Source organism: Nonomuraea sp. NPDC003804, assembly GCF_040610675.1.
Classification (GTDB): Bacteria; Actinomycetota; Actinomycetes; order Streptosporangiales; family Streptosporangiaceae; genus Nonomuraea.
In genome coordinates, this window is record NZ_JBEXMT010000012.1 from 202,945 (window position 1) to 227,512 (window position 24,568).

A 24,568-nucleotide genomic window follows, 5' to 3' on the forward strand; every position below is an offset into this window, starting at 1 on the left:
CGGGAGGGATTCAATGCCTGCTGCCCACATCGGGTTCCCCGCCCCCCAGGGCCTCTACCACCCCGCCAACGAGCACGACGCCTGCGGTGTCGCCATGGTCGCGGACGCGAACGGGCGCCGAGACCACGGGATCGTCGTGAAGGCCCTGACGGCGCTGTGCAATCTCGACCACCGGGGGGCCAAGGGTAGTGAGCCGGACACCGGCGACGGCGCCGGCATCCTGACGCAGATCCCCGACGCCTTCCTGCGGGCCGTCACCGGCTTCCCGCTGCCCCAGCCCGGCCACTACGCCGTGGGCATGGCCTTCCTGCCCGTCGACGGCCAGGCCCGGCAGAGCGCCGTGCGGCTCATCGAGGAGATCGCGGCGCAGGAGGGTCTGACGGTCCTCGGCTGGCGCGAGGTCCCCGTGGACACCTCGAACGCGGGCCCGAGCGCCCGCGCCGTCATGCCCCACTTCAGCCAGCTGTTCGTCGCCGACCCGAACGGCGGCAGCGGCCTGGAGCTGGACCGGCTCGCCTTCTGCCTGCGCAAGCGGGCCGAGCACGAGGCGGACGTCTACTTCCCCTCACTGTCCAGCCGCACCCTGGTCTACAAGGGCATGCTCACCCCGCTGCAGGTCGAGCCGTTCTTCCCCGACCTGTCCGACGAGCGCTACGACACCGCCATCGCGCTGGTGCACTCGCGCTTCTCGACCAATACCTTCCCGAGCTGGCCGCTGGCCCACCCCTACCGCTACGTCGCCCACAACGGCGAGATCAACACGGTCAAGGGCAACCGCAACTGGATGCGCGCCCGCGAGGCGATGCTGGCCTCCGACCTCATCCCCGGCGACCTGGAGCGGCTCTTCCCGATCTGCGACCCGGACGGCTCCGACACCGCCTCCTTCGACGAGACGCTGGAGCTGCTGCACCTGGGCGGGCGCTCGCTGCCGCACGCGGTGCTGATGATGATCCCCGAGGCGTGGGAGAACCACACCGAGATGGACCCGCAGCGCCGGGCCTTCTACGAGTTCCACTCCTCGATGATGGAGGCCTGGGACGGCCCCGCCTCGATCACCTTCACCGACGGCACGCTGGCCGGAGCCGTCCTCGACCGCAACGGGCTGCGCCCCGGCCGGTTCTGGGTGACCACCGACGGCCTGGTCGTGCTGGCCTCCGAGGCCGGTGTGCTCGACTTCGCGCCGGAGGACGTCGTCCGCAAGGGCCGCCTGCAGCCCGGCCGCATGTTCCTCATCGACACCGCCCGCGGCAAGATCATCGAGGACGACGAGATCAAGGCCGAGCTGGCCTCGGCGCACCCGTACGAGGACTGGCTGCACGCGGGTCTGGTGCGCTTCGAGGAGCTGCCCGCCCGCGCCCACGAGCTGCCCACCCACGAGACGCTGGTCAAGCGGCAGCAGACCTTCGGCTACACCGAGGAAGAGCTGCGGATCATCCTGGGCCCCATGGCCAGGACCGGCCAGGAGCCGATCGGCTCGATGGGCACCGACACGCCCGTCGCCGTGCTGAGCGAGAAGCCCAGGCTGCTGTTCGACTACTTCAGCCAGCTGTTCGCCCAGGTCACCAACCCGCCGCTGGACGCCATCCGCGAGGAGCTGGTCACCTCGCTGGCCAGCACGCTCGGCCCCGAGGGCAACCTGCTCGAGCCCGGCCCCGCCTCGTGCCGGCAGCTGGTCCTGCCGTACCCGGTGATCGACAACGACGAGCTCGCCAAGATCATCCACATCAACGACGAGGGCCACCTGCCCGGCTTCCACCCCTACGTCGTCAGCGGCCTGTACGAGGTGGCCGGCGGCGGGCAGGCGCTGCGCGACCGGCTGGCCGCCATCTGCGCCGAGGTCTCCGAGGCGATCGCGGGCGGCGCGCGCGTCATCGTGCTGTCCGACCGCGGCTTCTCCGAGCGGCTCGCGCCGATCCCGTCGCTGCTGCTGACCGGCGCCGTCCACCACCACCTCATCGCCGAGAAGACCCGCACCAAGATCGGCCTGGTCATCGAGACCGGCGAGGCGCGCGAGTGCCACCACATGGCGCTGCTCATCGGGTACGGCGCCGGCGCCGTCAACCCCTACCTCGCCATCGAGACCGTCGAGGACATGGTCGACACCGGCATGCTCCAGGTCGACAAGCCGAAGGCCGTGCGCAACCTGATCAAGGCCTACGGCAAGGGTGTCATCAAGGTCATGTCCAAGATGGGCGTGTCCACGGTGGCCAGCTACACCGGCGCGCAGATCTTCGAGGCGCTCGGCCTGGGCGAGGAGGTCGTCGACACCTGCTTCGTCGGCACCACCTCGCGCCTGGGCGGCGTCGGCTTCGACGTGCTCGCCGAGGAGGCCGCCGCCCGCCACCGCCACGCCTACCCGCGCGTCGAGAACGCCCATCGGCGGCTCAACGTGGGCGGCGAGTACCAGTGGCGGCGCGAGGGCGAGCCGCACCTGTTCAACCCCGAGACGGTCTTCAAGCTGCAGCACGCCACGCGCAGCCGCCGCTACGAGATCTTCAAGGAGTACACCGGCCTGGTCGACTCGCAGGCCGAGAAGCTGATGACGCTGCGCGGCCTGTTCACCTTCAGGTCCGACCGGGCGCCCGTGCCGCTGGAGGAGGTCGAGCCGGTCTCGGAGATCGTCAAGCGCTTCTCCACCGGCGCCATGTCCTACGGCTCCATCTCGATGGAGGCGCACCAGACGCTCGCCATCGCGATGAACAGGCTCGGCGGCAAGTCCAACACCGGTGAGGGCGGCGAGGAGCCCGAGCGCCTGTACGACCCCGCCCGGCGCAGCGCGATCAAGCAGGTGGCCAGCGGCCGGTTCGGCGTGACCAGCGAGTACCTGGTCAACGCCGACGACCTGCAGATCAAGATGGCCCAGGGCGCCAAGCCCGGTGAGGGCGGCCAGCTGCCCGGCCACAAGGTCTACCCGTGGATCGCCAAGACCAGGCACTCCACGCCCGGCGTCGGCCTCATCTCGCCGCCGCCGCACCACGACATCTACTCCATCGAGGACCTGGCCCAGCTCATCCACGACCTGAAGAACGCCAACCCGGTCTCCAGGGTCCACGTGAAGCTGGTGGCCGAGGTCGGCGTCGGCACGGTCGCCGCGGGCGTCTCCAAGGCGCACGCCGACGTCGTGCTGATCTCCGGCCACGACGGCGGCACCGGCGCCTCCCCGCTGACCTCGCTCAAGCACGCGGGCGCCCCGTGGGAGCTCGGCCTGGCCGAGACCCAGCAGACGCTCCTGCTGAACGGCCTGCGCGACCGCATCGTCGTCCAGGTCGACGGCCAGCTCAAGACGGGCCGCGACGTGGTCATCGCCGCCCTGCTCGGCGCCGAGGAGTACGGCTTCGCCACCGCTCCGCTGGTCGTGTCCGGCTGCGTCATGATGCGTGTCTGCCACCTCGACACCTGCCCCGTGGGCGTCGCCACCCAGAACCCCGAGCTGCGCAGCCGCTTCAGCGGCAAGCCCGAGTTCGTGGTGAACTTCTTCGAGTTCATCGCCGAGGAGATCCGCGAATACCTCGCCGAGCTGGGCTTCCGCTCGCTCGACGAGGCGATCGGGCACGTCGAGATGCTCGACATGAGCGCGGCCGAGGACCACTGGAAGGCCAACGGCCTGGACCTGTCGCCGATCCTGCACCGGCCCGAGCTGCCCGAGGGCACGCCGCTGCGCCGTACCGTGGCCCAGGACCACGGCCTGGAGCAGGCGCTCGACAACACGCTCATCGCCCTGGCCGAGGGCGCGCTGGAGCACGGCACCCCGGTCACGCTCGACCTGCCGATCCGCAACGTCAACCGCACCGTCGGCACCATGCTCGGCTACGAGGTGACCAGGCGGTACGGCGGCGCGGGCCTGCCCGACGACACGATCGACGTGAGCTTCACCGGCTCGGCGGGCAACTCCTTCGGCGCGTTCGTGCCGCGCGGCGTGACCCTGCGGCTGACCGGCGACGCCAACGACTACCTGGGCAAGGGCCTGTCCGGCGGCCGGATCACGCTCCGCCCGCACGACACCGCCCCGCTGGACGGCCACATCATTTCCGGAAATGTCGCCCTGTACGGCGCGACGTCGGGAGAGGTGTTCATCCGCGGCGTGGTCGGCGAGCGCTTCTGCGTCCGCAACTCCGGCGCCACCGCGGTCGTCGAGGGCGTCGGCGACCACGGCTGCGAGTACATGACGGGCGGCAAGGTCGTCGTGCTCGGCCCGACCGGGCGCAACTTCGCCGCCGGCATGTCGGGCGGTGTCGCCTACCTGCTCGACCTGCGGGCCGAGCGGGTCAACCGCGAGATGGTCGCCATCGAGCCGCTGACCGACAAGGACGCCGCCTTCCTGCACGAGACCGTCGGCAGGCACTTCGAGGAGACGGGCTCCCCCGTCGCCAAGGAACTGCTGGCCGACTGGGACGGCGCGCTCACCAGGTTCGGCAAGGTCATGCCGACCGACTACAAGCGGGTGCTGCAGGCCGCCGAGGCCGCCCGCATCGAAGGCAGGGACATCGACGAGGCGGTCATGGCCGCCGCGGTTCAGGGTTAAGGAGGCGCACACCATGGCCGACCCCAAGGGTTTCCTCACGCACGACCGGGAGCTGCCGGCGCGCCGTCCCGTCGACGTCCGCATCCGCGACTGGCGGGAGGTCTACGAGGACTTCCCCGCGCCGAAGCTGACCAAGCAGGCCGCCCGCTGCATGGACTGCGGCATCCCGTTCTGCCACAACGGCTGCCCGCTCGGCAACCTCGTCCCCGAGTGGAACGACCTCGTCTACCGCCACGACTGGCGTGAGGCGATCGAGCGGCTGCACGCCACCAACAACTTCCCCGAGTTCACCGGCAGGCTCTGCCCCGCACCGTGCGAGGCGGCCTGCGTGCTCGGCATCAACTCCGACCCCGTGGCGATCAAGCGGGTCGAGGTCGAGATCATCGACCGCGCCTTCACCGAGGGGTGGGTGACGCCGCAGCCCCCCGCCGTGAAGACCGGTAAGAAGGTCGCGGTCGTCGGCTCGGGCCCCGCGGGCCTGGCCGCCGCCCAGCAGCTCACCCGCGCCGGCCACGACGTCGTGGTCTTCGAGCGGGCCGACGCCGTCGGCGGGCTGCTGCGCTACGGCATCCCCGAGTTCAAGATGGAGAAGCGCCACATCGACCGGCGCCTGGAGCAGATGCGCGCCGAGGGCACCGAGTTCAGGACCTCGGTGAACGTCGGCGTCGACATCACCGCCGCCCAGCTGCGCGAGGAGTTCGACGCGATCGTGCTGTCGGGCGGCGCCACCGCCTGGCGCGACCTGCCGGTCGCCGGACGCGACCTCAAGGGCGTCCACCAGGCGATGGAGTACCTCCCGCCGGCCAACAGGGACTTCGACGATTCCCCGATCAACGCCCGCGGCAAGCACGTCGTGGTGATCGGCGGCGGCGACACCGGAGCCGACTGCATCGGCACCGCGATCCGCCAGGGGGCCGCCTCGGTGACCCAGCTGGAGATCATGCCCCAGCCGCCCGCCGCGCGGCCCGGCTCGCAGCCCTGGCCGACGTTCCCCATCCTGTTCAAGATGGAGAGCGCCCACGAGGAGCTGGCCGACGCGGACGGCGGACGGGTCTACGCGGTCTCCACGACCGAGTTCGTCGGCGACGCCGACGGCAACGTCAGGGCACTGCGCCTGGTCGAGGTCGAGGGGCCGCAGGCCGGATTCAAGCCGATCCCCGGCACCGAGCGGGAGATCCCCGCCGAGCTGGTCACCCTGTCGATGGGCTTCGTCGGCCCCGAGAAGGGGGCGCTGCTGCAGGACCTCGGCGTGGACTACGACGCCAGGGGCAACGTGGCGCGCGACAAGACCTACATGACCAACGTCGACGGCGTGTTCGTCGCCGGGGACATGGGACGCGGCCAGTCGCTCATCGTGTGGGCCATCGCCGAGGGGCGGGCGGCCGCGTCCGGCGTGGACCGCTTCCTGACCGGCGAGACGGCGCTGCCGTACCCGATCCTGCCGACGGCGCGCCCGCTGGTGTGACGCGGCCGAGGTCAACGACGAACGCCCGCCCGGGCTTCCCGGGCGGGCGTTCTCGTCGTCTCCCGTACGGCGCTGCGCCGCCGCCCTCGCCATCGCGGTGGCCGGCACGGCCCCGGCCGGATCGTCCGGCGCACACCACGGCGATGATGTACGCCTACGCGGCGTGGCGCGCTGGCGCACGTGACCAACATGCAGCAAAGATCGCGATAAAACACACAAAGGGGTGAATAAGTTGCAGACGGGGAATGGTCTCGACAAGATGCTCCCCTCGTATGCGGCGACCGAAAACGGGGGTTTCTATGCGGCGTATCACCTTGGGACTTCTCACGGCAGCGATGGCGATGTCGGTGACCGCATGCACGACCGCCGCCACGCTCGCGCGGCCGGTCTCCTCCGCGGACGCCGACTACCTGGTCTTCTACGCCGCGGGCAGGCAGGCCCAGGCCGTCGCCGCGATCGCCGCCCACGGCGGCCGTGCCGTGTCGGTCGAGCCCAAGCTCGGATACGTGGTGGCGAAGGGAACCGGAGGCGCGTTCGTCGACACGCTCGCCCGTGACGCGGCGATCGTGGGAGTCTCCAGCGACCGCCCGATCGGCTTCGCCTCGGCCGCCGCCCAGGACCGATGGGCCGCCCTCCACCCCGAAGCGGGACGCGCCGACGCCTCCGCCCGGGACCAGTGGGCCGCCCTCCGTCCAGGACAAGGGCAGGCCGGGGTGGCAGCGGGGCGCGCCGACGTCTCGGCCCCGGACCGACGGGCTGCCCTCCGCCCGGGACAGGCCGGGATGGCAGCCGGACGCGCCGACGCCTCCGCCCTCCCCGACCGGCCCCTGTCGGCCCGCCCCGCTGTCATGCCGGACATGAGAGCGCCCGGCACCCGGGCCGCCGAACCGCTGGCCTCCCGCCAGTGGGACATGAAGATGATCGGTGCCGACCGTGCCAACGCGATCGCGCCCGGCGACAAGAAGGTGCTCGTCGGCGTCATCGACACCGGCATCGACGGCAAACACCCCGACATCGCCCCCAACTTCAACCGGGAGCTCAGCCGCAACTTCGTCACCGACCGGCCCAAGGACCCCAAGGGCCAGCCCCTCGACGGACCCTGCGAGGTCAAGAGCTGCAAGGACCCCGTGGACGTCGACGACGACGGGCACGGCACCCACGTCGCCAGCACCATCGGCTCCCCGATCAACGGCAAGGGCATCGCGGGCGTCGCCCCCAACGTGCAGCTGCTCAACCTGCGGGCGGGCCAGGACTCCGGCATGTTCTTCCTCAAGCCCAGCCTCGACGCGCTCACCTACGCCGCCGACGCCGGCGTCGACGTGGTGAACATGAGCTACTACCTCGATCCGTGGATGTTCAACTGTCCGAACAACAAGGCCGACAGCCAACGCGAACGGACGGAGCAGCGCGCCATCATCACCGGTATGCAGCGCGCCATCGACTACGCCCGCAGCAAGGGCGTCACGGTGATCGCCGCCCTCGGCAACGGCTCCACCGATCTGGGCCACCCGCGCACCGACGACAAGAGCCCCAACTACCCCAAGGACTCCCAGCGGTCCCGCACGATCGACAACACCTGCCTGAACGTGCCGGTCGAGTCGAACGGCGTCATCTCCATCGCCGCGCTCGGCCCGTCGGGACGCAAGGCGGTCTACTCCGACTACGGCATCGAGCAGACCGACCTGTCCGCGCCCGGCGGCGACTCGCTCGACGGCGGCGGCATCTCGCCCACCAGGTCCATCCTGGCCGCGGCACCCACCGCCGCGATGCGCGCGACGAACAAGATCGACGCGGCGGGCATGCCCAAGACCGCGGAGGTCGTCCGTGACTGCCACGATGGCAGGTGCGCCTACTACCAGTACCTGGACGGCACCTCGATGGCCGCGCCGCACGCCACCGGCGTCGCCGCGATCCTCATCAGCCGCTTCGGCCGCCCGGGCCCCGGCGGGGTGACCATGGACGCGGCCTCGGTCGAGCGACTGATGTACTCGAGCGCGACACCGAAGCCGTGCCCGTCGCCGCGCGCCTTCCAGTACAAGTACTTCGGGCAGACAGAGACCCACGTCTGCGAGGGCGACACGGCGAAGAACGGGTTCTACGGCAGAGGCGTCGTCAACGCCTACAAGGCGGCGACGCTCGCGCCCTGAATGACGCTCGCGCCCTGAATGACGCTCGCGCGTTGGATGACGCTCGCGCCTTGGAAGAAGATCGGGTCTGAAAGGGCGCGGATCTGATCCGGCACAGACGGGGCGCGAGGCGGGCCGGCGAGGTAGAACATGAGGTAAGGGTTCGGTTTCCGACCTGACGTCTTCACGGTCGCGGCCTCCTGGGTCGCGGTCCCGTGAAGTCCGGTGGATCAGTGGCTCGGTGGACCGGCGGCCCTCGGTCCGACGGTCCGTGGTCCGTGGGTTACGTGGTCCGTGGGTCCGGCGTTCCGTGGATCGTGGGTTAGGTGGTTCGCGGGTTACGTGGTCCGGGGTCCGTGGGTTCGGCGGTCCGTGGTCCGGCGGCCTGGCAGTCCGTGGGGTCGGCGGCACCTGGGCCGGTGGGCTGCGGATTCATCGGTCCGTGGTCCGGCTGCCCCGTGGTCACGCGCCCCGGCGGCCCTGTGTCGGGGGTCTCCGGATCGCGGGCCCCGGCTCGACGGCTCGCGAGCGGTCAGCCCTGTGGACCGCGACACCGGTGGACTCACCGGATCGCGGGGCGGTCGGCACACGGGCCAGGCGGTCGGCGGATCCGTGGTTCGTTCGGCGCTCGGCCAGGCGATCTGCGGGTGATGTGACGGCGGCCCGCCGTCGCGCCCGAGTGGCGTCGACCGGGCAGACGTCAGCCGGTGACCACGGAGGAGCTATCTCGTGCTTGCCGTACTGGATGGGACGCTACCGGACGGGACGCTGCTGGACAGGACCGTACTGGACGGCATGCTGTACCGGCTGGTCGCGGACGCCGCGATGACCACGCACTTCCTGTTCCTCGCCTACCTGGCGGTGGGCGGCTTCCTCGCGTGGCGGTGGCCGCGCTCCATCTGGGCGCACCTGGCGGTCGCCGGCTGGGGAGTGCTGTCGATCATCACCGGCGTCGAGTGCCCGCTGACCGTCGCCGAGGACTGGGGGCGTCGTCGGGCCGGGATGGCGGGGCTGCCGGCGTCCGGGTTCATCGACCACTACATCGAGGGCGTCATCTATCCGGAGAAATACACTGATCTCGTACGGCTCGGCGTGGCCGTCCTTGTAGTTATCTCCTGGGTCGGGTACCTGTGGAGACGTCGTCACCGGGATTTCTCCCGCGCGTGACTGCCAAGTGGTCTGTACCAATTAAGGTAGGACACGTGACTCGTCGCGCGAAAATCGTCTGTACCCTCGGTCCTGCCACCTCCACGCCCGACCGGCTCCGCGAGCTGATCGGCGCCGGCATGGACGTCGCCCGCTTCAACCTCAGCCACGGCTCCCACGAGCTGCACAAGGAGGTCTTCGACCGCGTGCGGGAGGTGGCGGCCGACCTCGGCCGCGGTGTAGGCGTGCTCGCCGACCTGCAGGGCCCCAAGATCCGGGTGGGCAAGTTCGAGGAAGGCCCGGTGCGCCTGGGCTTCGGTGACGTGTTCACCGTCACCACCGAGGAGGTCCCCGGCGACCGCGAGCAGGTCTCCACGACCTACAAGGGCCTGCCGAACGACGTGCGGCCCGGCGACACGATCCTCGTCGACGACGGGCGCGTGGTCCTGGAGGTCACCCGCGTCGACGGCCCGCGCGTCACCACCCGCGTCGTCATCGGCGGCATGATCTCCGACAACAAGGGGCTCAACCTGCCGGGTGTCAACGTCAGCGCCCCCGCCCTCACCGACAAGGACGAGGCCGACCTGCGCTGGGCGCTGCGCACCGGGTTCGACATGATCGCCCTGTCGTTCGTGCGCCGCCCCTCCGACGCCGACGTGGTCCGCAACATCATGGAGCAGGAGGCCGTACGGCTCCCGCTGCTCGCCAAGATCGAGAAGCCGCAGGCCGTCGAGCGGCTGCCCGAGATCGTCGAGGCGTTCGACGGCATCATGGTCGCCCGCGGCGACCTCGGCGTCGAGCTGCCTCTCGAAGAGGTGCCGATCGTCCAGAAGCGCATCATCGAGCTGTGCCGCGAGAAGGCCCGCCCGGTCATCGTGGCCACCCAGATGCTCGACTCGATGATGAACGCCCCGCGTCCCACCCGCGCCGAGGCCTCCGACGTCGCCTACGCCGTCATGGACGGCGCCGACGCGGTCATGCTGTCCGGCGAGACCTCGGTCGGCAGCTTCCCCGTCGAGTCCGTCGCCACCATGGACCGCATCGCCTGCGCCGCGGAGAAGTCGTCGCTGCGCGCCACCCACAGCCTCGACCGTCTCCCCGAGACCACCGGCGGCGCCATCGCCCGCGCCGCGGCCGAGGTCGGCGCGATCGTCGGGGCGAAGGCGCTGGTCGCGTTCACGATGTCCGGCGAGACCGCGCGCCGCCTGGCCCGCTACCGTTCGCCGATCCCGCTGCTGGCCTTCACCTCCGCGCCCCACGTGCGCGGACAGCTGTCGCTGACGTGGGGAGTGGAGACGTTCCAGGTGCCGTTCGTGCACCACACCGACGACATGGTCAGGCAGGTGGAGGCGTCCCTGCTGTCAACCGGCCGGCTGGAGAAGGGCGACAAGGTCGTCATCGTCGCGGGTTCGCCTCCCGGCACGCCCGGCTCGACGAACGCGCTGCGCGTCCACACGATCGGCTCCGCCGTCTCCCACGCCCACTGACAACACGCCCCTTCACCCGGGCGCCCGTGCCGTCCCGATACGGACGTGACGGGCGAACCCCAGGCGAGCGGTACGGTCACCCGCCTGGCGCCCTCGGCTGTGTCTCCCCGGACGCGCATCCTCCGGGGAGCCACCGCGCAGGCGCGCTCCTCGCCTTCGGCTGTCGATTTCAGGAGTGTGCTCCCGCGGTGCCTCGCGCCTTCCTCGAAGGCAATATCGATATACGGAGCGTAGTGCGAGCAAACTTTCGGTAATCTACCGGCCATGGGTCTCGGCGCTGCCGGAGGCCGCCCGCAAGCATCTGGAGGAATTGATGGCTGTGGGAACGTACGAGTACAAGAGCGACTTCGCTCGAAAGTATCAGGCCGAAGGGAGGATTGAAGGGAAGGCCGAGGCCATCCTGAAGATCCTCGCCAGGCGGAAGCTCGTCGTCTCGGAGCAGGCGCGGGAGCGGATCCTCGCCTGCCACGATCCCGATCTCGCGGACGCGTGGATCGACCGGGCGTTCGACGTCACCACCGTGGACGAGTTGTTCGACTGACGTCGCCGACCGGCCATGGCTCCGGTCGGCGACACAGAAGGGTCCGGGGTCAGTCGTTGGCGTGCAGGGCCGCGTTCAGTTCGATGCCCGTTCCGGTGCGCGGAACCGCCTCCACCGCTCCCGTCTGCGAGTTCCTGCGCAGCAGCAGCCCGCTCGAGCCGGACAGCTCCTTGCCCTTCACCACGCGCCCGTCGGGGAGGGCCACCTTGGTGCCGGCCGTGACATACAGCCCGGCCTCCACCACGCAGTCGTCGCCGAGCGAGATCCCGATGCCCGCGTTCGCGCCGAGCAGGCAGCGCTCGCCGATCGAGATGACTTCCTTGCCGCCACCGGACAGGGTGCCCATGATCGAGGCGCCGCCGCCGACGTCGGAGCCGTCGCCGACCATGACGCCGGCCGAGATCCGCCCTTCGACCATCGACGCGCCGAGCGTTCCGGCGTTGAAGTTCACGAAGCCCTCGTGCATGACCGTGGTGCCGCTGGCCAGGTGGGCGCCGAGCCGTACCCGGTCGGCGTCGGCCACGCGCACCCCGGACGGCACCACGTAGTCGACCATCCGCGGGAACTTGTCCACGCCGTAGACGGTCACCGTGCCCTTGGCGCGCAGCCGTACCCTGGTCTGCTCGAAGCCGTCGACGGCGCACGGGCCGTGATTGGTCCACACGACGTTGGCCAGCTTGCCGAACACGCCGTCCAGGTTCAGCCCGTGCGGGCGGACCAGTCGGGCCGACAGCAGGTGCAGGCGCAGGTAGGCGTCGTGGGCGTCGGCGGGCGCCTCCGACAGCTTGGCGATGCCGGTGCGGACGGCGACCACCTCGACCCCACGGGCGTCGTCCCTGCCGGTCAGCGCGGCGAGGTCGCCGGCCTCCTCGGCGGACAGGCGCCGCGTGCCCACGGAGGGCGGTTCACCCAACGCGGGGGCGGGGAACCAGGTGTCGAGAACCGTGCCGTCGGCGGCAATCGTGGCAAGCCCGACGCCGTACGCGCCGGTGCTGGTGGGATCGATAGCAGTCACATGGCACAAAATACCGGAGCGTCAGATGGTGCCCAGGTCAGCCGACAGCCAGCGCTCGGGACGCATGTGGAAGGTCACCAGCGCTGAGAGGTTCGACTGGGCGACGTAGCCCTCGACGGCGTCCTCGTGCAGGTAACGCGCGGCGATCTTGGCCATCTCCTCCACGGTCGTCGGGTTGGCGGAGATGACGGGGCCCTCGACCGAGACGTAGCGGTAGGTGGGGATCATCCGCTGGGCGAGCATGGTGAACCGCCCGGCCTTGGTGATCAGCGCGGCTTTGCGGGAGTCGCCGTCGGTCAGGAACGCCACCTCGCCGCCGGGCGTGTAGTGGTACCAGACCGGCACGGCCAGCGGCCCGCGCCCTTCCTCCTCATGTACGGCCAGCGCCCCGATGTGTGGTTCTGCCAGGAACGCCTCACGGTCCGACACGGTCAGCGTCATCCCTGCCCCCCTCCAGTGATCACGTCGATGGAGAACATCCCCGCCCAGCGCGATCCCAACCGAGCCGCCGCCGACATCTCGGGGCGCAGAACCCCGTGTGCAGCGCGATATGTCGCGATATAGTCGCCGAATAGTACAGATATATCGGAGAGGGGTGCCGTGAACATCATCACCCGCGCGTTGCGTTCCCGGCTGTTCGTCACCGGCGAGATCGTGGCGGCCGAACAGGTCGCCCCCAGGATGCGCAGGCTCAGGATCGCCGGGCAGGCCGTCGCCGGCCTGGCCTGGACACCGGGACAACACGTCCGCGTCCTCGTCGACGCCCCGCTGACGCTGCGCACGTACTCCGTCTGGCAGCACGACCCCACATGGGAGTGCATCGACCTAGTCGGATACGACCACGGCGCCGACGCGCCCGGCGCCACCTGGGTCAGGACCGCCCGCCCCGGCCAGGAGGTCGCCTTCACCAAACCCGAAGGCAAGCTCACCGTACGGCAGGGCGCGCCGTACCACCTGTTCGCGGGGGAGGAGACGGCCGCCGTGGCGTTCGGGGCGATGCTGCGTGCCGTACCGGCGGACGCGGCGGTCTTCGGCGCGGTGGAGGCCGAGGAGGGCGGCGACCATCTCGACCTGCCGCGCGACCTGGTCAGGGTGTGCAGGAGCGGCGCCCCCGCGGCCGGCTCCGAGACGCTGGTGAAGGCGGTGGCGGCGCTGGACCTGCCCGACGCGCCCGGCGTCGCCTACCTGGCGGGCGAGGCGCGCACCATCCAGGCCGTCCGCGCGCACCTGGTCGGCGAGCGGGGCTGGCCGCGGCGGGACGTCATCACCAAGCCGTTCTGGACCCCGGGCAGGAAAGGCCTCGACTGACCCGGGGCCGCGGGCGAGCCGGGACAAGGGGCCGCGACCGGGCCGCCGGTCGGCCCGGGCGCCGACGGGCAGGGCTCAGTACTTGGGGCCGACATGAAGATCCAGCCGAGCGACGGCCTCGCGCCTGGCCACCGAGATGTCGTTGCGGTTGCTGTAGCGCCACGCCACCCGCAGCAGGTCGAGCGCCTCCCCGCAGAGCCGGAGGATGTCGGCCGACTCGTTCTTGAAGTGGTAGCGCGGATATTCGTACCACCGAACCCCGCTGGGAAGCACGCGCCTGACCCGGTTGACGCCGCGGCAGCCGTCGGCGTGCATCAGCCCCCGCACGAACCGGCCTGGATGCGCCTCGACGATCTCCTTCTGCCAGGGGACCAGCACGATGGCACGCAGGTGCTTGGGGCCGGGCCCGTGCTGGGGGAACAGGCATGCCCAGTGGGTGGACTGGCTCGTCACCTCCGTGCCGCCTCTGCGTGAGCGACGGTGGACCGCCGAGGTCGGCATGACACGTGACATGACCGAGGCTGTCTCCTCGATCAGGCCGGGCCAGTCGTCGGCACAGGAGATCGACAGCCGGTAGACCCCTTTGCGCCCCAGGGCGAGGTGGCCGTCGCCCAGATAGAGACCGAGCAACTGGGCGTAGGAGGTGACGTCCATCGGGCGGTCGTGACATCGCGGGCAGTCGCGGCGCCGCCGTCGGTCGGCCTCGTCGCGGGCCCGCCGCTCGCCCGTGCGCCACTTCCTGACGGCGCCGACGGAGACGCCGCATCGCGCGGCCACCTCCCTGTCGCTCACGCCATGGGCGGACAGGGAAAGGGCGCGGTCCACGGTGTCGCGAGGGTGCATGCCGCCAGCATGGCGACCGTCACCGACAGTTCCGGGATGGTGGCTCTACGGAGGGGTGGGATCGGAGGGTCGGCGGTGATGGTGCCCCGAGTGGGATTCGAACCCACACTCGATGGTGTTTGAGACCATTTCCTCTGCCGTTGGGATATCGGGGCATTTTTCGGACTTGTCCGGTTCTGCTGTCCAGAGTCTACCCACAGCGGTGGATCAGCCCCGGACGCCAGCGTGGATCTAATCTAGCGGACGTCGGTAGGCTTCTGCTCGTGAGTACGCAGCGGCGAGTGGTGATCGCGGAAGACGAGGCGCTGATCCGCCTCGACCTCAAGGAGATGCTCCAGGAGGACGGCTACGTCGTCGTGGGCGAGGCCGGTGACGGCGAGCACGCGATCAAGCTGGCCACCGAGCTCCGTCCCGACCTGGTGATCCTCGATGTGAAGATGCCCATCCTCGACGGCATCTCCGCCGCCGAGCGGATCGTGGCCGACAGGGTCGCGCCCTGCCTCATCCTCACCGCCTTCTCCCAGCGTGACCTGGTGGAGCGGGCGCGTGACGCGGGCGCCATGGCCTACCTGGTCAAGCCGTTCACCAAGGCCGACCTCGTGCCGGCGATCGAGATGGCGGTCAGCAGGCACGAGGAGATGGTGGCGCTGGCGGCCGAGGTGTCGTCGCTGTCGGGCCGGCTGGAGACCCGCAAGCTCGTCGAGCGGGCCAAGGGTCTGCTGATGGCCCAGCACGGCTGGAGCGAGCCCCAGGCGTTCAGGTGGATCCAGAAGGCCTCGATGGACCGCCGGCTGAGCATGCGCGAGGTGGCGCAGATCGTCGTGGACGACGCCGCCAAGCAGGGGTGAGGAATCGGCCGGATTCCCGACCGCCACAGCGTCATCCGCCGACCGATTTCACATCAGCATGCCCTCTGATGTGCGGAAGTGTCTACTGGTCGTTTCATACTGTGGAACGTTCCTTTGAGGTTGTTTGACCTTTCAATTCGCTGCGGTAGCCGTAAAGGATCGGTGTAATAACGAAGCGGTAACGAGGCTGTTCGCTGTACCAACCCGTGACATCTCCTGGCTGTACTAACCGTCACAACCCCCCTGGGTCGGCCCAGCATGGGTATGACTCTGTGATTCCGGTCCTGACAAAGGATCAGGCGAAAGGAAGGCAGCCTTGCGGCCAAAGATTGCTCGCTTCGGCGGCGCGCTTGCCGTTGGTATGGCTCTCACGCTCGGGCTCGCCGCGTGCGGCGGCGGCTCCGGCGCTCCCGCGGGAGCGCCCACTGGTGGCGGTGAAGCGGCGCCCACCACTGTCAAGATTGGCTTCATGGGCGACCTGACTGGCTCCAACGCGGGCATCGTGATCCCGCCCAGGAACGGCGCGAAGCTGGCCATCGACCAGTACAACGCGACCAACCCCAAGGTCAAGATCGAGATGGTGGAGTACGACAGCCAGGCTGACGCCACCAAGGCGGTCGGCCTCGCCCAGCAGGCCATCAAGACCGACAAGATCGTGGCTCTGGTCGGCCCCGCGTTCTCCGGTGAGTCCGCCCAGGTGGCTCCGGTGCTTGAAGAGGCCAAGATTCCGAGTGTCTCGGCTTCGGCGACCAACGCCGCGCTGGCACAGAACGGCTGGAAGTACTGGCACCGCGTGCTGCCGAACGACAGCGTGCAGGGTCCCGGCATCGCCGACTTCATCGCCGGCGCCGCCGCGGCCAAGAACGTCTTCGTGATCGACGACAAGTCCGAGTACGGCAAGCCGCTGGCCGACGCTGTCCGCGCGCAGCTGAAGTCCAAGGGCGTGACCGTCACCGACGACTCGCTCGACCCGGCGGAGAGCGACTTCTCCTCGGTGGTCAACAAGGTGGCCGCGGGCAAGCCCGACGCCATCTTCTTCGGCGGCTACTACGCGGCGGCCGGTCCGCTGCTCAAGCAGCTGCGTGACAAGGGTGTGAAGGACGCCAAGTTCTTCAGCGGCGACGGTTCGCTGGACAAGGGTCTCATCGAGGGCGCCGGCGCGGCCAACGCCGAGGGTGCGCTCGTGGGCTGCCCCTGCTACATCGCCACGCCTGACGTGACCGACGAGAAGGTCAAGAAGTTCGCGGCGGACTACAAGGCCGCCTACAGCGCCGACCCCGCCATCTACGCCACCGAGGGCTTCGACGCCGCCTCGGTCTTCATCGAGGCCGTCAAGGCCGGCAAGGTGACGCCCGAGGACATCAACACCTTCATCCAGACGGTCGACTTCCCCGGCGTTTCCAAGCAGGTGAAGTTCGAGTCCAATGGTGAGGTCGTGGCCAAGGACATTTACATGTACCAGGTCAAGGGTGGCAACATCAGCCTGCTCGGCAAGGCTTCCGAGGCCAAGCTCGGGTAACGGTCTCCCGCCTGTCTCTCAGGTGAGATCGGGTAGCTGATGAACGCGGGGAGCGGGATCGCCGCGAGCGGTCCCGCTCCTTTCGCGCATTCGCTACCGGCAGTGCTGGAGAACCCTCGCCTAGAAGTGGTTATCGTCAAGTGTTCAATGACTTCTTTGCTCAGTTCTGGCCGCAAACCATTGACGGCCTTGCCTTCGGATCCATTTACGCGCTGATCGCGCTCGGATACACGATGGTGTACGGCGTGCTGCGGCTGATCAACTTCGCGCACTCCGAAGTGTTCATGATCGGCACTTTCGGCGCGATGTACGTGCCGTTCGCGCTCGGCATCAACTCGCCCCTGACCGGTGTCGCGTTGGTCGGCCTCGTCGTGGCCATGATCGCGGCCGGTGCGCTCGCCTCGGCGGGCACCGCCGCGGCGCTCGAGCGGATCGCCTACCGCCCGCTGCGCAAGCGTGGCGCCTCCCGCCTGGCCGCGCTCATCTCGGCCATCGGCGCCTCCATCTTCCTTCAGGAGCTGTTCGCGCTCCTGATCATCCCTACCGTCTTCGACAGGCCTGAGCGCGGCCGCATTCAGATGGGCCTGCCGCGCATCATGGAGCGCACGGAGCTGTTCTCGATCTTCGGTCACAAGGTGATGGCTCACCAGGTGTTCGTGGTCGTGTCCGCGCTGCTGATGATGATCCTGCTGGAGCGGTTGGTCAACCGGACCAAGATCGGCCGTGGTATTCGCGCGACCGCGCAGAATCCCGAGGCCGCGGTGCTCATGGGCGTCGACATCAACAAGATCGTCCAGATGACGTTCTTGATCGGCGGCGCGATGGCCGGTGTGGCCGGCGCGCTGTATCTGCTCGCGTACGAGAACACCAACTACTACATCGGTTTTCTCTTCGGCATCAAAGCCTTCACCGCAGCCGTTCTCGGCGGCATCGGAAACCTTCGTGGCGCCTTGGTCGGCGGAATCGCGCTGGGGTTGGTGGAGAACTACGGCGCCATCATCTTCGGCTCCGACTGGAAGCACGTGATCTCGTTCACGGTCCTCGTCTTGGTCCTGATGTTCCGGCCCACCGGTCTTCTCGGTGAATCACTCCAGCAGGCGCGCGCATGAACCAGAAGAACGCAATGTCAAACATCCGTTCCGCGTGGGGCGGTTTCACCGACCGCCTGCACCACGCGTGGGCCGTGGCTCCCTGGTGGCAGCGCTGGGCGGTCTACATCCTGCTCATCGTCGCCGCGCTGCTCCTCCCGTCGGACTCGCTGGCGCCGATCATGTCGCCGTACTCCGACTGGGCGAGCGTGCTGTTCTTCCCGATCGGCACCTTCGTGGTGCTGGCGATCGGCCTCAACGTGGTGGTCGGCCAGGCCGGCCTGCTCGACCTCGGGTACGTCGCCTTCTACGCGGTGGGCGGCTACGCGATGGGCCTGCTGGGCACCAGGCTGGGCTGGAACTTCTGGGAGATCCTGGTCGTCGGCATCCTCATCTGCGCCCTGTCCGGCGTCGTGCTGGGAGCGCCGACGCTGCGGCTGCGCGGTGACTACCTGGCGATCGTCACGCTGGGCTTCGGTGAGATCATCCGCATCACGGCCCGCAACACCGACGCGATCGGCGGCCCGAACGGTATCCGCGGCATCCCGCACCCGCCGAGCATCGAGGGTGTGGAGCTGTTCGGCATCCAGATCTTCAAGTACGGCGTGCTGGACCCGCGGCCGTACTACTACATGCTGGTCGCGCTCGCGGTCGTCGTGATCATCCTGGTGAAGCGCTGGGAGAAGAGCCGCGTCGGCCGGGCCTGGGCGGCCATCCGGGAGGACGAGGACGCCGCCGAGGTCATGGGCGTGCCGACCTTCAGGTTCAAGATGCTCGCCTTCGCCATCGGCGCCTCGATCGGTGGCGCGATGGGCGTGGTCTGGGCGGCCAAGGTCATCTCGCTGAACCCGAACGACTTCCTGTTCCTGCTGTCGGCGACGATCCTGGCCGCGGTGGTCATGGGTGGCGCGGGCAACCTTCCGGGTGTCATGCTGGGCGCGTTCATCGTCGCGTGGCTGCCCGAGCGCTTCCGTGGCCTGCAGGAGTACCGCATGCTGATCTTCGGTGCGGTGCTGGTCGCTCTGATGATCTTCAGGCCGGAGGGTCTGCTGCCCTCCAGACAACGCAAGGCCGAGCTGAAGGAAGGTTCGGGCGGCATGGGCAGTCTCGGTGCCGAGGTCGCGGGGCCCGAGGCCAAGCCCGAGGTCGTTGAGGGGGCCAGCAAGTGAACCAGGAGAAGAAGGCCCTGCTCGAGCTGCGAGGGCTCACGATGCGCTTCGGCGGCGTGACGGCGCTGCGCGGCGTCGAGCTCACCGTCAACGAGGGCGAGATCTTCGCGCTGATCGGCCCGAACGGCGCCGGCAAGACCACGGTGTTCAACGTGGTCACCGGCGTCTATCAGCCGACCGAGGGCGAGGTGCGCTTCGAGGGCGAGAAGATCAGCGGCCTGAAGCGCTTCAAGATCACCAAGCGGGGCATCGCCCGTACGTTCCAGAACATCCGGCTCTTCCACAACATGTCGGCGCTGGAGAACGTCATGGTGGGCGCCGACGCGCACCACAGGTCGGGCATGGTCAGCGTGGCTCTCGGCCTGCCGTGGCACCGCAAGGCCGAGCGCGAGGGCCGCGAGCTGGCGATGGAGCTGCTGGAGTTCTGCGGCGTGGCCAGCCGGGCCGGCGACTACGCCAAGAATCTCGCCTACGGTGACCAGCGCCGGCTGGAGATCGCCAGGGCGCTGGCCACCAAGCCGAAGCTGCTGCTGCTCGACGAGCCCGCGGCGGGCATGAACCCCGCGGAGAAGGAGTCGCTGCAGCAGCTCATCAGGAAGATCCGGGACGCGGGACGCACCGTCCTGCTGATCGAGCACGACATGAGCCTCGTCATGGGCATCAGCGACCGCATCGGCGTCATCGACTTCGGTCAGAAGATCGCGGACGGCCTGCCCGACGAGGTGCGGAACGACCCTCGGGTCATCGAGGCGTACTTGGGGGCACCCGCAGATGCTTCTTGAGGTCAAGGACATCCACGTCCACTACGGCAAGATCGAGGCGATCAAGGGCATCTCGGTCGAGGTCAACGAGGGCGAGATCGTCACACTCATCGGTGCCAACGGCGCGGGCAAGACGACCACGCTGAAGACCATCTCGGGCCTGCGCCCGCTGTCGTCGGGCTCGATCGTCTTCGACGGCAAGGACATCAGCAAGCTGGCCGGCCACAAGCGGGTCGAGGCGGGCCTGGGCCAGGCGCCCGAGGGCCGCGGCATCTTCCCCGGCATGTCGGTCCACGACAACCTGCTGATGGGCGCCTACTCGCGCGGCGGCGACATCGCCCCAGAGCTGAACGAGGCCTACGAGCTGTTCCCCAGGCTCGCCGAGCGGCGCAACCAGGCCGCGGGCACGATGTCCGGCGGTGAGCAGCAGATGCTGGCGATCGGCAGGGCGCTGATGGCCAAGCCGAAGGTGCTCCTGCTCGACGAGCCCTCGATGGGTCTGGCGCCGCTGCTGGTCAAGCAGATCTTCGACATCATCGAGGAGATCAACCGCAGGGGCACGACGGTCCTGCTGGTGGAGCAGAACGCCCAGCAGGCGCTGCAACTGGCCCACCGGGCCTACGTGCTGGAGACCGGGAAGATCGTCAAGAGCGCTCCGGCGCACGACCTTCTCAACGACCCGGCCGTGCGCGCCGCCTACCTGGGCGGCGACCTGGGCGAGACCAGCGCCAACGGCCAGCAGCACTGACGTACGGCGCGGGCGGGGCCGTCCAGGTTCCGCCCGCGCTCACCTCACCCTCATGTGAGCGCCACCTGGACGCCGTCGGTGGTGGGATAGCCGATGGGCGGGTCACCGTACAGCTTGACGGCGGTGGGCCTGGCGTCCTTGGGGATGTCGAACCAGAGGTCCATCTCCATGCGCACGCCGGCGCCCACCGGGATCTCGACGGGCTGGCGTTTGGTGATCTGCGCGGTGTCGCTGATGGGGAACGCCCGCCCGTCGGCCGTGACGAGCCGCTGCTTGCGCGCGTCGAACCGGGACGTGGATCTTCCCGGGTTCTCCACCACGACACGGACAGTGACGAACTGTCCCTTGGCGGGCCACTCCGCGTGGCTGCCTGAGAGGCTGGCCTGGCCGGTCTGCAGGCCGATCACCTGGAATCGCGTGTCGCCGTCGGTGACGGGCGCCGCGTGGATCGGCACCTCGTTGACGCGGACCGGGCGGGCCGGCAGGTCGTAGGTCGGGCTAGCCTGAGGCTTCGCCGGTGGAGGTGCGGGGCTGCAGGCGGACAGGAGGGCGCTCAGCGCCACGAGGGCGCACGCGGTGAGGACGGGTCGGCGCACGTCGCCACCGTACGAGGAGGGCGGGCAATGTGACAGGTGTCCGCCGCAAGAGATGTTGAGCCGATATTCGGTCTTCATCGAAAGACTTACGCTTGTAGGAAGTTGTCCGATTGTGTCTGAGCGGTGATCTGCCTGGTGACAAGCTTGCGGGAGCATCTCTGCGACAAGACCAGGAACCGAAGGGGACCGTTGTGAGTATGGGTACTCTTTCCCGCCGCGCGCTCGCGGCTGGCACGTTCGTCGTCGCGGGCGCGCTGACGCTCACGGCCTGTGGTGGCGGAGGCGGCACCACTGCCGCCAGTCCGGCGGCCACGGCGGCAACCGGGGCCTCCTCGGCGGCGGCCAGCCCGCAGAGCACGCTGGCGGCGATGGTGCCCGACGCCATCAAGTCGGACGGCAAGCTGATCGTCGGTGTCGACGCCTCCTACCCGCCGAACGAGTCGGTCGACCCCGCCACGCAGAAGATCGTGGGCTGGGACGTCGAGCTGGTGGAGGCCGTCGCGGGCAAGCTCGGCCTGACCGCCGAGTTCCAGAACGCCGGCTTCGACACGATCATCCCGGGCCTGCAGTCGGGCAAGTACGAGCTGGGCGCCTCCTCCTTCACGGACAACAAGGAGCGGGAGAAGGTCGTCGACTTCGTCACCTACTACTCCGCGGGCACCTCCTGGGCCACCCAGACGGGCAACCCGAAGGCGGTCAACCCCGCCGACGCCTGCGGCAAGAAGATCGGTGTGCAGCAGGGCACCGTGCAGGTCGACGACATCAAGGCCAAGAGCGAGGAGTGCACAAAGGCGGGCAAGCCCGCCATCGAGCAGGTCGTGCGCAAGCAGCAGACCGAGGTCAACGCCGACCTGGTGTCGGGCAAGATCGACGGCATGCTCGCCGACTCGCCCATCGTCGGTTACGCGGTCAAGCAGACCGGCGGCAAGCTGGAGATCATCGGCCAGGCCTACGACACCGCGCCCTACGGCTACGCCATCGGCAAGAACTCCGCGACCTTCAAGGACGCGTGGCTCGGCGCGCTGAAGGAGCTCATCGCGGACGGCACCTACAAGTCGATCCTCGACAAGTGGGGCGTCGGCGACGGTGCCATCACGGACCCGGTCATCAACGGAGCACAGGGATAACCCATGAGCGACACGGAGAGGGCACGCCCTGAGGTGATCAGGGCCGTGCCCGTCCGGCACCCCGGCCGGTGGGTGGCGGCGGCCGTCATCGTGGTGCTCGCCGCGATGCTGGTGAGCAACCTCATCACCAACCCGAACTACAACTGGCCCGAGCAGTGGCGGTACTTCCTGTCCGCGCCGGTCCTGAACGGCGTGCGCAACACGATCTGGCTCACGCTCGTGGCCATGGTCGGCGGCATCGGCCTGGGCGTCGTGCTCGCGCTGATGCGGATGTCGCCCAACCCGCTGATGCGCGGCACGGCGTGGGTGTACCTGTGGATCTTCCGCGGCACCCCGCTCTACACCCAGCTGCTGATCTGGAGCGCCATCGGGGCGCTGTTCCCGACGTTGAGCCTCGGCATCCCCTTCGGGCCGGAGTTCATCAGCTTCAGCACGCAGGCGCTGGTGGGGAATCTGGCCCTGGTGGCGGCGATCGGCCTGATCCTGAACGAGGCCGCCTACATGGCCGAGATCATCAGGGCCGGCATCGTGTCGGTCGATCCCGGCCAGCAGGAGGCCTCCCAGGCGCTGGGCATGACCCGCATGCAGACGATGCGCAGGATCGTCCTGCCGCAGGCGATGCGTGTCATCGTGCCGCCGACGGGCAACGAGGCCATCTCGATGCTGAAGAACACCTCGCTGGTGGCGGCCGTGCCGTACCTCGAGCTGACCTTCACCGCGCAGACGATCTACGCCTCGACCTATCAGGTCATCCCGATGCTGATCATGGCGTGCATCTGGTACCTGATCCTTTCCTCGATCATGATGGTGGGGCAGTACTACCTGGAGCGCCACTTCGCCAGGGGAGCGCACCCTGGCGGCGGCCGGGTCAGGATCATAGGCGGTGCGGCGTGAGCGATGTGATGGTCAGGGCCGAGCAGGTCTGCAAGAACTTCGGCCACGTCGAGGTGCTCAAGGGCATCGACCTCGAGGTGCGCAACGGCGAGGTGATGTGCGTCATCGGCCCGTCGGGATCAGGCAAGTCCACCTTCCTGCGCTGCATCAACCACCTGGAGAAGATCAACGCCGGCCGCCTGTGGGTCGACGGCAAGCTGATCGGCTACCGCGAGCACGGCGGCAAGCTGCACGAGCTCAAGGAGAAGGAGGTCGCCGCGCAGCGCAAGGACATCGGCATGGTGTTCCAGCGCTTCAACCTCTTCCCGCACATGACCGCGCTGGAGAACGTCATGGAGGCGCCCCAGCGGGTCAAGCGGGAGTCCTCGGCCGCCGTCCGCGCCAGGGCCGCCGAACTGCTGGAGCGGGTCGGGCTGGGCGCGAAGATGCGCAACTACCCCGCCCAGCTGTCCGGCGGCCAGCAGCAGCGCGTGGCGATCGCCAGGGCGCTGGCCATGCAGCCGAAGCTCATGCTCTTCGACGAGCCGACCTCCGCGCTCGACCCCGAGCTGGTCGGTGAGGTCCTCGACGTCATGAAGGGACTGGCGCGGGAGGGCATGACCATGGTCGTGGTCACCCACGAGATGGGCTTCGCGCGCGAGGTCGGCGACTCGCTGGTGTTCATGGACGACGGCGTCGTCGTCGAGAAGGGGGCGCCGCGCGAGGTGCTGGGCAATCCGCAGCACGAGCGGACGAAGCTGTTCCTGTCGAAGGTGCTCTAGCCGTAAGGGGCAACCCGGGGGGGCCTTTGGGACCGTGCAGGGCTTCCCCGGCCCCACACGTTTTCTACTCGGCCTCCCCGCGGGTCTGTCGGCACCACCGTAGCGATCCCCGGGGCGGGCGCGCAAAGAATAGGCACAAGTCGCGCCTGTGACTCACGCGTCCCGCAGCATGCAGGTGATGCGTGAGGTGCACACCCGGCGGCCCTGCTCGTCGGTGATCACCACCTCGTAGCTCGCCAGTGACCTGCCGCCGTGCAGCATGGTGCCCACGCCGGTCACGTAACCCTCGGTCGCGGACCTGTGGTGGGTGGCGTTGATCTCGATCCCCACCGCGATGCGCCGGGGTCCGGCGTGAATGGCCGCGCCGATCGAGCCGATCGACTCGGCGAGGACCACCGAGGCGCCGCCGTGCAGCAGGCCGTACGGCTGGGTGTTGCCCTTCACCGGCATCCTCGCCACCACCCGCTCGGCGGCGGCCTCGAGGAACTCGATGCCCATGCGCTCGCCGATCGTGCCCTTGTTCAGCTCGTTCACCGCTGCCACGTCGAACGTCAAGGGGGTGCCTCCTGTACCTAGAGCTCACGTTTTCTGTCGCACATGGAGA

General features: G+C 69.1%; 22 protein-coding genes and 1 tRNA gene. 16 read left to right on the forward strand and 7 right to left on the reverse strand.

Features of this window, described 5'->3' with window-relative positions:
• Positions 1-13: 13 nt before the first annotated feature.
• The 3 genes from gltB to ABZX22_RS18940 all read left to right on the forward strand — a co-directional run bounded on the left by gltB (position 14) and on the right by ABZX22_RS18940 (position 8,134).
• The gene (gene gltB, locus ABZX22_RS18930) at positions 14-4,522 is read left to right on the forward strand and encodes a glutamate synthase large subunit (protein ID WP_354910461.1); all 4,509 of its coding nucleotides are present in this window, start codon (positions 14-16) and stop codon (positions 4,520-4,522) included.
• Positions 4,523-4,535: 13 nt separating this feature from the next.
• Entirely contained in the window at positions 4,536-5,987 is a 1,452-nt protein-coding gene (locus ABZX22_RS18935) for a glutamate synthase subunit beta (RefSeq protein ID WP_354910463.1), read from the forward strand.
• 347 nt (positions 5,988-6,334) lie between these two features.
• A complete protein-coding gene (locus ABZX22_RS18940) occupies positions 6,335-8,134 on the forward strand; it encodes a S8 family serine peptidase (protein ID WP_354910466.1) in 1,800 nt (599 codons plus the stop codon).
• Here ABZX22_RS18940 and ABZX22_RS18945 read toward each other — a convergent pair.
• Positions 8,107-8,265, reverse strand: coding sequence for a hypothetical protein (locus ABZX22_RS18945; protein WP_354910468.1), 159 nt, complete (start codon positions 8,263-8,265; stop codon positions 8,107-8,109). The two genes, ABZX22_RS18940 and ABZX22_RS18945, sit on opposite strands and share 28 nt — an antisense overlap.
• Before the next feature lie 577 nt (positions 8,266-8,842).
• Between ABZX22_RS18945 and ABZX22_RS18950 the strand changes: the two genes are divergently transcribed.
• From ABZX22_RS18950 to ABZX22_RS18960, 3 genes are all read left to right on the forward strand, one after another.
• Complete coding sequence (locus tag ABZX22_RS18950) at positions 8,843-9,280, forward strand: DUF2784 domain-containing protein (protein WP_354910471.1); 438 nt, start codon at positions 8,843-8,845, stop codon at positions 9,278-9,280.
• Positions 9,281-9,315: 35 nt separating this feature from the next.
• Positions 9,316-10,746 carry a pyruvate kinase gene (gene pyk, locus ABZX22_RS18955; protein ID WP_354910472.1) on the forward strand — a complete coding sequence of 477 codons (1,431 nt, stop codon included), beginning with the start codon at positions 9,316-9,318 and terminating at the stop codon, positions 10,744-10,746.
• Between the two features lie 313 nt (positions 10,747-11,059).
• Positions 11,060-11,287 (forward strand): hypothetical protein, encoded by a 228-nt coding sequence (locus ABZX22_RS18960; RefSeq protein ID WP_354910474.1) that lies wholly within the window; start codon positions 11,060-11,062, stop codon positions 11,285-11,287.
• Between the two features lie 49 nt (positions 11,288-11,336).
• Here ABZX22_RS18960 and dapD read toward each other — a convergent pair whose 3' ends face one another.
• On the reverse strand, positions 11,337-12,302 hold the full coding sequence (dapD, locus tag ABZX22_RS18965; protein ID WP_354910476.1) for a 2,3,4,5-tetrahydropyridine-2,6-dicarboxylate N-succinyltransferase: 966 nt from the start codon (positions 12,300-12,302) through the stop codon (positions 11,337-11,339).
• Between the two features lie 21 nt (positions 12,303-12,323).
• The gene (locus tag ABZX22_RS18970) at positions 12,324-12,743 is read right to left on the reverse strand and encodes a pyridoxamine 5'-phosphate oxidase family protein (protein ID WP_354910478.1); all 420 of its coding nucleotides are present in this window, start codon (positions 12,741-12,743) and stop codon (positions 12,324-12,326) included.
• Between the two features lie 159 nt (positions 12,744-12,902).
• On the opposite strand from ABZX22_RS18970, the gene ABZX22_RS18975 reads away from it, so the two are divergent.
• The gene (locus ABZX22_RS18975) at positions 12,903-13,610 is read left to right on the forward strand and encodes a siderophore-interacting protein (RefSeq protein WP_354910480.1); all 708 of its coding nucleotides are present in this window, start codon (positions 12,903-12,905) and stop codon (positions 13,608-13,610) included.
• A 75-nt stretch (positions 13,611-13,685) separates the two neighbouring features.
• On the opposite strand, the gene ABZX22_RS18980 is transcribed toward ABZX22_RS18975, so the two are convergent.
• Both ABZX22_RS18980 and ABZX22_RS18985 read right to left on the reverse strand, forming a co-directional pair.
• On the reverse strand, positions 13,686-14,453 hold the full coding sequence (locus ABZX22_RS18980) for a helix-turn-helix domain-containing protein (protein WP_354910482.1): 768 nt from the start codon (positions 14,451-14,453) through the stop codon (positions 13,686-13,688).
• Positions 14,454-14,532: 79 nt separating this feature from the next.
• Positions 14,533-14,608: transfer RNA gene (locus ABZX22_RS18985), tRNA-Leu, on the reverse strand.
• A gap of 108 nt (positions 14,609-14,716) precedes the next feature.
• Between ABZX22_RS18985 and ABZX22_RS18990 the strand changes: the two genes are divergently transcribed.
• The 6 genes from ABZX22_RS18990 (at position 14,717) to ABZX22_RS19015 (ending at position 20,586) form a co-directional block, all read left to right on the forward strand.
• The gene (locus tag ABZX22_RS18990; protein ID WP_354910483.1) at positions 14,717-15,301 is read left to right on the forward strand and encodes a response regulator; all 585 of its coding nucleotides are present in this window, start codon (positions 14,717-14,719) and stop codon (positions 15,299-15,301) included.
• Between the two features lie 361 nt (positions 15,302-15,662).
• Positions 15,663-16,820: a branched-chain amino acid ABC transporter substrate-binding protein gene (locus ABZX22_RS18995; protein ID WP_354910485.1), complete on the forward strand. Its 1,158-nt coding sequence runs from the start codon at positions 15,663-15,665 to the stop codon at positions 16,818-16,820.
• A 140-nt stretch (positions 16,821-16,960) separates the two neighbouring features.
• Positions 16,961-17,929 carry a branched-chain amino acid ABC transporter permease gene (locus ABZX22_RS19000; RefSeq protein ID WP_354910487.1) on the forward strand — a complete coding sequence of 323 codons (969 nt, stop codon included), beginning with the start codon at positions 16,961-16,963 and terminating at the stop codon, positions 17,927-17,929.
• A 14-nt stretch (positions 17,930-17,943) separates the two neighbouring features.
• Complete coding sequence (locus tag ABZX22_RS19005) at positions 17,944-19,077, forward strand: branched-chain amino acid ABC transporter permease (RefSeq protein WP_354910490.1); 1,134 nt, start codon at positions 17,944-17,946, stop codon at positions 19,075-19,077.
• Positions 19,078-19,118: 41 nt separating this feature from the next.
• Entirely contained in the window at positions 19,119-19,859 is a 741-nt protein-coding gene (locus ABZX22_RS19010) for an ABC transporter ATP-binding protein (protein WP_354910542.1), read from the forward strand.
• Positions 19,849-20,586 carry an ABC transporter ATP-binding protein gene (locus ABZX22_RS19015; protein WP_354910492.1) on the forward strand — a complete coding sequence of 246 codons (738 nt, stop codon included), beginning with the start codon at positions 19,849-19,851 and terminating at the stop codon, positions 20,584-20,586. The genes ABZX22_RS19010 and ABZX22_RS19015 overlap by 11 nt, the downstream gene beginning before the upstream one ends.
• 50 nt (positions 20,587-20,636) lie before the next feature.
• Here the strand turns inward: ABZX22_RS19015 and ABZX22_RS19020 are convergent, their stop codons facing one another.
• Positions 20,637-21,182, reverse strand: a complete 546-nt coding sequence (locus ABZX22_RS19020) for a DUF4352 domain-containing protein (protein ID WP_354910495.1) — start codon at positions 21,180-21,182, stop codon at positions 20,637-20,639.
• A gap of 197 nt (positions 21,183-21,379) precedes the next feature.
• Here ABZX22_RS19020 and ABZX22_RS19025 point away from each other — a divergent pair, with 197 nt between their 5' ends.
• The 3 genes from ABZX22_RS19025 to ABZX22_RS19035 are packed head-to-tail and all read left to right on the forward strand — an operon-like array spanning position 21,380 to position 23,964.
• Positions 21,380-22,309: an ABC transporter substrate-binding protein gene (locus ABZX22_RS19025; protein WP_354910497.1), complete on the forward strand. Its 930-nt coding sequence runs from the start codon at positions 21,380-21,382 to the stop codon at positions 22,307-22,309.
• A 3-nt stretch (positions 22,310-22,312) separates the two neighbouring features.
• A complete protein-coding gene (locus ABZX22_RS19030; protein WP_354910499.1) occupies positions 22,313-23,203 on the forward strand; it encodes an amino acid ABC transporter permease in 891 nt (296 codons plus the stop codon).
• Between the two features lie 8 nt (positions 23,204-23,211).
• Positions 23,212-23,964 carry an amino acid ABC transporter ATP-binding protein gene (locus tag ABZX22_RS19035; protein WP_354910543.1) on the forward strand — a complete coding sequence of 251 codons (753 nt, stop codon included), beginning with the start codon at positions 23,212-23,214 and terminating at the stop codon, positions 23,962-23,964.
• Between the two features lie 153 nt (positions 23,965-24,117).
• Here the strand turns inward: ABZX22_RS19035 and ABZX22_RS19040 are convergent, their stop codons facing one another.
• The gene (locus tag ABZX22_RS19040) at positions 24,118-24,462 is read right to left on the reverse strand and encodes a hotdog fold thioesterase (RefSeq protein ID WP_354910544.1); all 345 of its coding nucleotides are present in this window, start codon (positions 24,460-24,462) and stop codon (positions 24,118-24,120) included.
• Between the last annotated feature and the right edge of the window lie 106 nt (positions 24,463-24,568).

Bases quoted from the DNA above. Each gene is read 5' to 3' on its own strand.
- gltB (WP_354910461.1), top strand. From the start codon at position 14: ATGCCTGCTGCCCACATCGGGTTCCCCGCCCCCCAGGGCCTCTACCAC.
- ABZX22_RS18935 (WP_354910463.1), top strand. From the start codon at position 4,536: ATGGCCGACCCCAAGGGTTTCCTCACGCACGACCGGGAGCTGCCGGCG.
- ABZX22_RS18945 (WP_354910468.1), bottom strand. From the start codon at position 8,265: ATGTTCTACCTCGCCGGCCCGCCTCGCGCCCCGTCTGTGCCGGATCAG.
- ABZX22_RS18960 (WP_354910474.1), top strand. From the start codon at position 11,060: ATGGCTGTGGGAACGTACGAGTACAAGAGCGACTTCGCTCGAAAGTAT.
- ABZX22_RS18970 (WP_354910478.1), bottom strand. From the start codon at position 12,743: ATGACGCTGACCGTGTCGGACCGTGAGGCGTTCCTGGCAGAACCACAC.
- ABZX22_RS18980 (WP_354910482.1), bottom strand. From the start codon at position 14,453: ATGCACCCTCGCGACACCGTGGACCGCGCCCTTTCCCTGTCCGCCCAT.
- ABZX22_RS18995 (WP_354910485.1), top strand. From the start codon at position 15,663: ATGGCTCTCACGCTCGGGCTCGCCGCGTGCGGCGGCGGCTCCGGCGCT.
- ABZX22_RS19005 (WP_354910490.1), top strand. From the start codon at position 17,944: ATGTCAAACATCCGTTCCGCGTGGGGCGGTTTCACCGACCGCCTGCAC.
- ABZX22_RS19010 (WP_354910542.1), top strand. From the start codon at position 19,119: ATGCGCTTCGGCGGCGTGACGGCGCTGCGCGGCGTCGAGCTCACCGTC.
- ABZX22_RS19015 (WP_354910492.1), top strand. From the start codon at position 19,849: ATGCTTCTTGAGGTCAAGGACATCCACGTCCACTACGGCAAGATCGAG.
- ABZX22_RS19025 (WP_354910497.1), top strand. From the start codon at position 21,380: ATGGGTACTCTTTCCCGCCGCGCGCTCGCGGCTGGCACGTTCGTCGTC.
- ABZX22_RS19030 (WP_354910499.1), top strand. From the start codon at position 22,313: ATGAGCGACACGGAGAGGGCACGCCCTGAGGTGATCAGGGCCGTGCCC.
- ABZX22_RS19035 (WP_354910543.1), top strand. From the start codon at position 23,212: ATGGTCAGGGCCGAGCAGGTCTGCAAGAACTTCGGCCACGTCGAGGTG.
- ABZX22_RS19040 (WP_354910544.1), bottom strand. From the start codon at position 24,462: ATGGGCATCGAGTTCCTCGAGGCCGCCGCCGAGCGGGTGGTGGCGAGG.